Annotated in this window: 6 protein-coding genes; 5 read left to right on the plus strand and 1 reads right to left on the minus strand. The window is 70.5% G+C overall.

Going from position 1 to position 7,305, the window contains the following annotated elements:
- The coding region (locus tag AC2VOG_RS00485) for an AAA family ATPase (protein ID WP_486937953.1) at window positions 1–1,806 on the plus strand (1,806 nt) is incomplete at its 5' end.
- On the opposite strand, the gene dapE is transcribed toward AC2VOG_RS00485, so the two are convergent.
- Window positions 1,803–2,876 (minus strand): succinyl-diaminopimelate desuccinylase, encoded by a 1,074-nt coding sequence (gene dapE / locus AC2VOG_RS00490; protein ID WP_486937954.1) that lies wholly within the window; start codon window positions 2,874–2,876, stop codon window positions 1,803–1,805. The two genes, AC2VOG_RS00485 and dapE, sit on opposite strands and share 4 nt — an antisense overlap.
- 25 nt (window positions 2,877–2,901) lie before the next feature.
- Between dapE and dapD the strand changes: the two genes are divergently transcribed.
- From dapD to AC2VOG_RS00510, 4 genes are all read left to right on the plus strand, one after another.
- Window positions 2,902–3,855 (plus strand): 2,3,4,5-tetrahydropyridine-2,6-dicarboxylate N-succinyltransferase, encoded by a 954-nt coding sequence (dapD, locus tag AC2VOG_RS00495; protein ID WP_486937955.1) that lies wholly within the window; start codon window positions 2,902–2,904, stop codon window positions 3,853–3,855.
- Between the two features lie 477 nt (window positions 3,856–4,332).
- On the plus strand, window positions 4,333–5,193 hold the full coding sequence (locus AC2VOG_RS00500) for a PPE family protein, SVP subgroup (RefSeq protein WP_486937956.1): 861 nt from the start codon (window positions 4,333–4,335) through the stop codon (window positions 5,191–5,193).
- 36 nt (window positions 5,194–5,229) lie between these two features.
- Window positions 5,230–6,399, plus strand: coding sequence for a PPE family protein (locus tag AC2VOG_RS00505; protein ID WP_486937957.1), 1,170 nt, complete (start codon window positions 5,230–5,232; stop codon window positions 6,397–6,399).
- 206 nt (window positions 6,400–6,605) lie between these two features.
- Window positions 6,606–7,305 (plus strand): PPE family protein, SVP subgroup (locus AC2VOG_RS00510; RefSeq protein ID WP_486937958.1); only part of this gene is annotated, 700 nt, incomplete at its 3' end.

Here is a 7,305-nt window from a genome sequence, read left to right on the forward strand (position 1 = left end):
GTCGGCGACGAGCGGGGCTTCGTCGTCGACGACGCCCACCTGCTCGACCGGCTGTCCGCCGCGCTCGTCTACCGGCTGGCACTCAGCGGGTCGACGCAGCTGCTTGTCACCGTCCGAGCCGGCGCCGACGTCCCCGAAGCGGTCGAGGCGTTGTGGGCCGACGGCTTGCTGAACCGGGTCGAGGTGGGCCCGGCGGACGACGCCGCGGCGGACGCGCTGCCGGCCCGTATCGACAACTATCTGGCCGAGCTGCCTTCGCCGGTGCGTACGACGTTGGATTACCTGGCGCTGGCCACGCCGCTGCACCGCGGCGACGTCGCCGCGCTGATCGGCCCCGGCGCCGTCGAGCAAGCCGAAGCCCTGGGAGCCATCGACGTCGACGGCGACGGGATGGTGTACCCGGCGCATCCGTTCTGCGCGGCCCGAGCGGGCGCGGCCCTCGCACCGGACACCGCGCGGGCGCTGCGCATGGCGCTGGTCGAGCGACTCGCGGCCGGCCCGTCCGATCATGTCGGCGATCAGCTGCGAATCGCGGCCCTGGCCGTCGACGCCGGCATCCCGCACGACGACCTGGTGGGCGCCGCGCAGCAAGCGCTGCGCTTCGGTGAGCTCACACTGGCCGAGCGTCTCGCCCGCGCGGCGCTGGATCGTGCGGAGAGCCTGGCCGCACGGCTCGCGCTCGGCTACGCACTGGCCTGGCAGGGCCGCGGGCGAGCAGCGGATGCCGCACTGAGCAAGGTGGATCCCGACCGACTGTCACCGCCCGAGCTGATGGCGTGGGCGCTGCCGCGGGCGGCGAATCAGTTCTGGATGCTCGGCGAGCCGGCGCAGGCCACCGCGTTTCTGCAAAGCACCCGCAGCCGGGTCGCCTCGCCGGCCGCGCGGGCCACCCTCGACGCGCTGACGGCGACGTTTGCGATGAACTCCGGCACGCCACTGCGCACCCTGCGCATCACGGACGAGGTGCTGGCGTCGCCGCACGCCGACGCGGTGGCCGTCGGGTGGGCGGCCGCGGCGGCGGCGCTGAGCGCGGCGCGCACCGGCCAATTCGACGTGGTCGAGGAGCTGGCCCGCCGGGCGACCGCCGCCGACCATCCGGGGCTGCTGCGGTTCACCAGCGGTTTCGGCCGGATCACCGCGCTGGTGATGGCGTGCCGGTTGACCGAGGCCCGCACGCTGGCCCAGCGCTACACCGACTTCGCCGAGTTGCAGCAACCGGGCCGAGCGATCGCCGAGACGCTGGTGGGCTACGTGGCGATCGCGCAGGGCGATTTCGACGCCGCTGTGACGCTGCTGAGCCGGGCCGCCGACCCGCTGGCCCGCACCGGATATTCCTGGGGACCGCTGACGCTGATGCTGCTGGCCCAGGCGCTCGGCCAACAAGGCGAACAGCTCGCGGCGGCAAAGGCTTTCAGCCGGGCCGAATCGCTGCATGGTCTCAAGTCGTCGCTGTTCGCCCCGGAATTGGCGTTGGCCAGGGCGTGGTCAAAGGCGGCCCACGGCGACACCACCGGCGCGATCGACGCCGCCCGCGAGGCGATCCAGACCGCCGAGCGTGGCGGGCAGTCGGCGATCGCGCTGCGCGCCGTGCAGGACGCGACACGGCTGGGCGATGTGCGTGCCGTGCAGCGGGCCGGCCGCCTGGCCGGCGAGGTGGACTGCGTGCTGGGACGGTTGACGCTGGCGCACGCGCGGGCGCTGGCCGACGGCGACGCCGTGGCGCTGGCCGACGTCGCCGCCGACCTGGCCGACCGGGGCCTGCATCCGGCAGCCGCCGACGCCGCGGCCCAGGCCCAGCGGGTCTAGCTGCTCAGGTAGGCCCGCAGCATGGTCACTGCATCGGTGATCTGGCGGATCGGCACCGACTCGTCGCGGGTGTGGGCGAGATTGGGGTCGCCCGGCCCGTAGTTGACCGCGGCGATGCCCCGGGCGGCGAAACGCGACACGTCGGTCCAGCCGTACTTCGCCCGCACCTGCCCGCCGGCGGCCTTGACCAGGTCCGCGGCCGCCGGGTTGGACAGCCCGGGCAGCGCCCCGGCGGCGGAGTCGGTCTGCTCGATCCGGACGTCGAGGCCGTCGAACACGTCGTGGACGTGGTGCAGCGCGGCGTCCGCCGACCGATCCGGTGCGAAGCGGAAGTTCACCGTCACCGACGCCGCGTCGGGGATCACGTTTCCGGCCACCCCGCCGTCGATGCGCACCGCCGACAACCCCTCGCGGTAGACGCAGCCGTCGATGTCGACGCTGCGCGGTTGATAGGCGGCCAGGCGGTCCAGCACGGCACCGAGTTTGTGAATCGCGTTGTCGCCCAGCCACGATCGTGCGGAATGCGCGCGAACTCCCGCTGCGTGCAGGACAACCCGCAAAGTGCCCTGACAACCCGCCTCGATGTACCCGCCGGTCGGCTCGCCCAGTATCGCCAGGTCGGCTTCCAGCCAGTCCGGCAACTCGCGCTCGATACGGCCCAATCCGTTTGCCGAGGACTCGATTTCCTCGCAGTCGTAGAACACCAGCGTCAGGTCGTGCGCGGGCTCGGCGACCGTCGCGGCCAGGTGCAGGAAGACCGCGTCGCCCGACTTCATATCCGTGGCGCCGCAGCCGTGCAGCGACTCGGCGTCGCGACGGCTCGGCAGATTGCCGGCCACCGGCACGGTGTCGAGATGGCCGGCCAACAACACCCGGGTGGGACGGCCCAGGGCGGTACGGGCCAGCACCGCGTTGCCGTTGCGGAGGATCTCCCAGCCCACAGCGGGCGGGGCCTGCGCCCGCAGTGCGGCCTCGACCTCGTCGGCGATGCGTTCTTCGTGCCGCGACTCGCTGGGGATGTCGACCAGCGCCGCCGTCAGCTCGATCGGGTCACCGCGTAGGTCCAGCACGGTGCCAGCGTAGTGGGTGGGTAGCGTGTGGTCCGTGACTGCAGCTTCGGGTATCGGGCTGGCGACGCTGGCCGCAGACGGATCGGTTCTCGACACCTGGTTCCCCGCACCGGAACTGGTCTCCTCGGGCGAGACCGGAACCACCCGGTTGTCGGTGGCGCAGGTGCCCGACGAGCTCGCCACGCTGACCGGCCGCGACGAGGAGCGCGGCGTCGAGACCGTCGTGGTGCGCACCGTGATCGGCGCGCTCGAGGACAAGGCCGTCGACGCTTACGACGCATACCTGCGACTACACCTGCTCTCGCATCGCCTCGTCGCGCCGCACGGGCTCAACGCCGACGGGCTGTTCGGGGTGCTGACCAACGTGGTGTGGACCAGCCAGGGGCCTTGCGCCGTCGAGGGCTTCGAGACGGTCCGGGCGCGACTGCGCCGCCGCGCACCGGTCGCCGTCTACGGCATCGACAAGTTCCCGCGGATGGTCGACTATGTGGTGCCGAGCGGGGTTCGCATCGCCGACGCCGACCGGGTGCGGCTGGGTGCGCACCTGGCGTCCGGCACCACGGTGATGCACGAGGGCTTCGTCAACTTCAACGCCGGCACCCTGGGCGCTTCGATGGTGGAAGGCCGGATCTCGGCGGGCGTGGTGGTCGGCGACGGCTCCGACATCGGCGGCGGTGCATCGATCATGGGCACTCTGTCCGGCGGCGGCACCGAAGTGATTTCACTCGGCAAGCGCTGCCTGCTCGGCGCGAACTCCGGACTCGGCATTCCACTGGGCGACGACTGCGTCGTCGAAGCCGGCCTCTACGTCACCGCTGGAACGAAAGTCGCTTTGCCCGATGGCAATTCGGTTAAGGCACGCGAACTTGCCGGCAGCAGCAACCTGCTGTTCCGGCGCAATTCGGTGACCGGCGCGGTGGAGGTGGTGTCGCGCGACGGCCGCGGGATCGCTCTCAACGAGGACCTGCACGCCAACTGAGTGGCCGCAGCGGGCGCCGCTTTGCTAACGCGTTCCTTACAGACATGGCAGCAGCAGCGTCGTAACATGGCGACCGTTCGATGTGATCGCTGTGCAAACCGGCGAGAAATGCCTGGCCAGCGCAGTGATTCACGTGTGCGCCGTTAAGAAAGCGTCAATGTGCTACGGCTGTCAGCCTCACCGCCCCTAGAGTCGCCCCCATCTGGACCGTCGACTTCTCGCGTATCGCTGCGGTGCCCGGGACCGCGACGACCAGTGCGACGACTGTCCGTGGTGACCGCCAGATTAGGTTGTGCTGCAAGGGTTTTCATTGTCCATCGACAGCTGATCCAGTCAAAATTCACAGCCTGGATTCAGCGCGCAGGTCCGCCGTATAACCGAACATCGGCAAAGGAGGCCGGCTGACACCCACGCCGTCGACCACTGCCCGCCACTCCAGAAAGTCGTTCACCGCACAACCACAAAGGAGAAAAGCTCGTGTCTTTCGTCACCACACAGTCGCCGGCGTTGCTGGCTGCGGCGGCCAAACTGCAGCACCTCGGCACGGCGATGGCCGCTCAGAACGCGGCCATCGCGGCGCCGACCACGTCCGTGACTCCCGCAGCCGCCGACGGGGTCTCTGCCATGCAAGCCACGCAATTCTCCGCGTACGGCACCTGGTACCAGCAGGTCAGCAAACAGGCCGAGACGGTGCACCAGATGCTGGTCAACACGCTCGGCTCCAACGCCGGTTCCTACGGTCAAGCCGAGTCGACCAACCAGGCCAGCACCGGTTCCCAGTCGCTGAGCGGGATGCTCAACTCGTTGACCGGCGGTAGCTCGTCGGCGGCCACCGGCGGCCAAACGGCGGGCTTGTCGTCCAGCTCCGGCGCGACTGCCGGCACGGTGGTCAACGGGATGCAGAACTTCGGCGCCGCGAGCTCTGACATGCTCGACCTCGCGCAGGGGGCCTACGCGCCCACCGCCTCGGTCGACACGAGCTCGGATATCAGCGTGTTGAGCGCGCTCACCGCCCCGTCGGCGGCTAGTGCGGCCGCCCCCGTCGGCGTCGCCGGCTTGGGCGCGATGCCGGTGACGGTGGGCGTCGGTCAGGCCTCCTCGATCGGTGCGATGTCTGTTCCGCCGAGTTGGGCTGCGGGTGCACCCGCAGCGGTGACCCCCGCCGCCGCGACCATGCCGGTCGCCAACTGGGCCGGCCCAACCGCGCACGCCGGGCAGGTCAACACGCTGCCGGCCGGCTTGCCGTCGGCGGCCTCGGGCCAGCGCGGAGGGTTGGGCATCGGTGCGCCGCGCTACGGCGTCAAGCCCACCGTGATGCCCACACCGACGGTCGTCTAGCCCCAATCAGCCCACGAGAGAACAGGTCCTCGAACAATGGTTTTCGACTTCGCAGCTATGCCCCCCGAGATCAACTCCATGCGGATGTACACCGGCCCGGGTTCGGGCCCGATGATGGCCGCCGCGGCGGCGTGGAACAGCACAGCCGCCGATCTCAGCACGACCGCAGCCGGCGCCCAGTCGGTGATCGGCGAGCTCTCCGGCGGCGAGTGGCTGGGCCCGTCGTCGACGGCGATGGTCGCCGCCGTCACTCCCTACATCGCATGGATGGAGACCACCGCCGGTGAACTCGCACACGCGGCGACCCAGGCCATGGCATCGGCCGCCGCCTACGAGACGGCGTTCGCCATGACGGTGCCGCCGCCGGTGATCGCGGCGAATCGCGCGCAGCTAGCGGCCCTGGTCGCCACGAATGTCCTGGGGCAGAACACCCCGGCGATCCTGGCGACCGAAGCGCAGTACGGCGAGATGTGGGCCCAGGACGCCGCGGCGATGTACGGCTACGCCGGTTCGTCGGCCAGCGCCGCGGTGCTGAGCCCGCTGACGGCCCCACCGCAGACCAGCAACCCAGGCGGGCAGGCGGCGCAATCGGCCGCCACGGCCCAGGGAGCGGCGACCGGTTCCCAGACGGCGGGGCTCAGTGGGCTGGTGTCCAGCATGCCCAATGCGATGCAGGCGGCGTCCACCCCGCTGGCCACCACCGCGGCCACGACCACCGGCTCGCTGGACAACTTCTTCTCCAACAGCCTGGTGTCAAACATCTTAACCGGGGGGTTCGACATCGGATCGTGGCAGTTGTTCGCCGCCATCCCCTCGGCGGTCCTATACGCGCACACCGTGGCAGGCAGCGCCGCGAGCGCGGCGGGTGGCCTGGCGGCAGGTCTGGTGGGCACCGCCACCGCGGCGCCGGCCGCAACCCTGGCGGGCGCGAGCGGCTTCGTCGGCGCGCCGGTGGTTGCGGGGCTGGCCTCGTCGTCGACGGTCGGCGGGTTGTCGGTGCCGGCCGGGTGGTCGGCAGCCACGCCGCAGGCGAATAACTCGCTGCTGGCCGGCTCAGGCTGGACAGGCCCAGAAGAGGGGATGGGAACGACCAATGTGGCCACCGGTATGCCGGCGGTCGCTTCGGCCGGTCGCGGGAGCCACGGCTTCAGCACGCCCCGGTACGGAGTCAAGCCGACGGTGATGCCAAAATCGGTTTTAGTGTAATTGCTCACACTCCATGTGGCCGCGCACCCCGAGTGCGCGGCCACATGTTTTTTCCGCCCTGGCAGGCCATCGGAGGCGCCCCTGGAGGGTCAGGTGCACATCACATACCCGGCTAACTCACAGGCTCAGACCGGCGCGGCCACCGTATATTGCGGTACGACAGAATCCTTGCGATATCCGAACACCACTGTTGGAGGAGCGGCCGAATGTCGTATGTGACCACCCACCCCGAAGCGTTGGACTTCGCGGCGGGCAAATTGGACAGCATCGGCACGGCGCTGGCCGCGCAGAACGCGGCCTCGGCCGCGTCGACGGCCACCGTGACGCCGGCCGCGGCGGATGAAGTTTCGGCGCTGCAGGCAACACAATTCAGTGCCTACGGCAACCTCTACCAACAGGTCAGCGCGGAGGCCACCGCAATTCACCAGGCCTTCGTACAGATGCTCGGGACCAGCGCCGGGTCGTACGGCGCGACCGAGGCCGCCAACTCCGCAGCCACCGGCACCGGGAGCCTGGGCGGCTTCGACCTGACCGGTCAGCTAACCCAGTTCGGACAGTTCGGCATCCTGCCGGGCCTGCTCAGCAACAGCGGCCTGGGCATCCTCGCGGGAGGGCAGAATTTCGGCGCCGCGGCCTCGACCTTCATTCCATTGGCCAAGCAGACCACTACCGATCCCACCGTGCTGGCCGGCGCCGGCCCCGCCGCGGGCTCGGGCGAACTCGCTGCAGTGCCGCCGCCGGCCGGTGGCGGCGCAGCACCGGTGCTGGCCAGCATGAACCAGGCACCGACAGTGGGCCGTATGTCGGTACCGCCCAGCTGGGCCGGCGTCACCCCCGCGGCCGCGTCGGCGCCATCGGTGCCGACCGAGGTCGGGTCAACGACCACCCCGCACAGCGCGCAGGTCT

It is taken from the genome of Mycobacterium sp. TH-M11 (genome assembly GCF_057473725.1).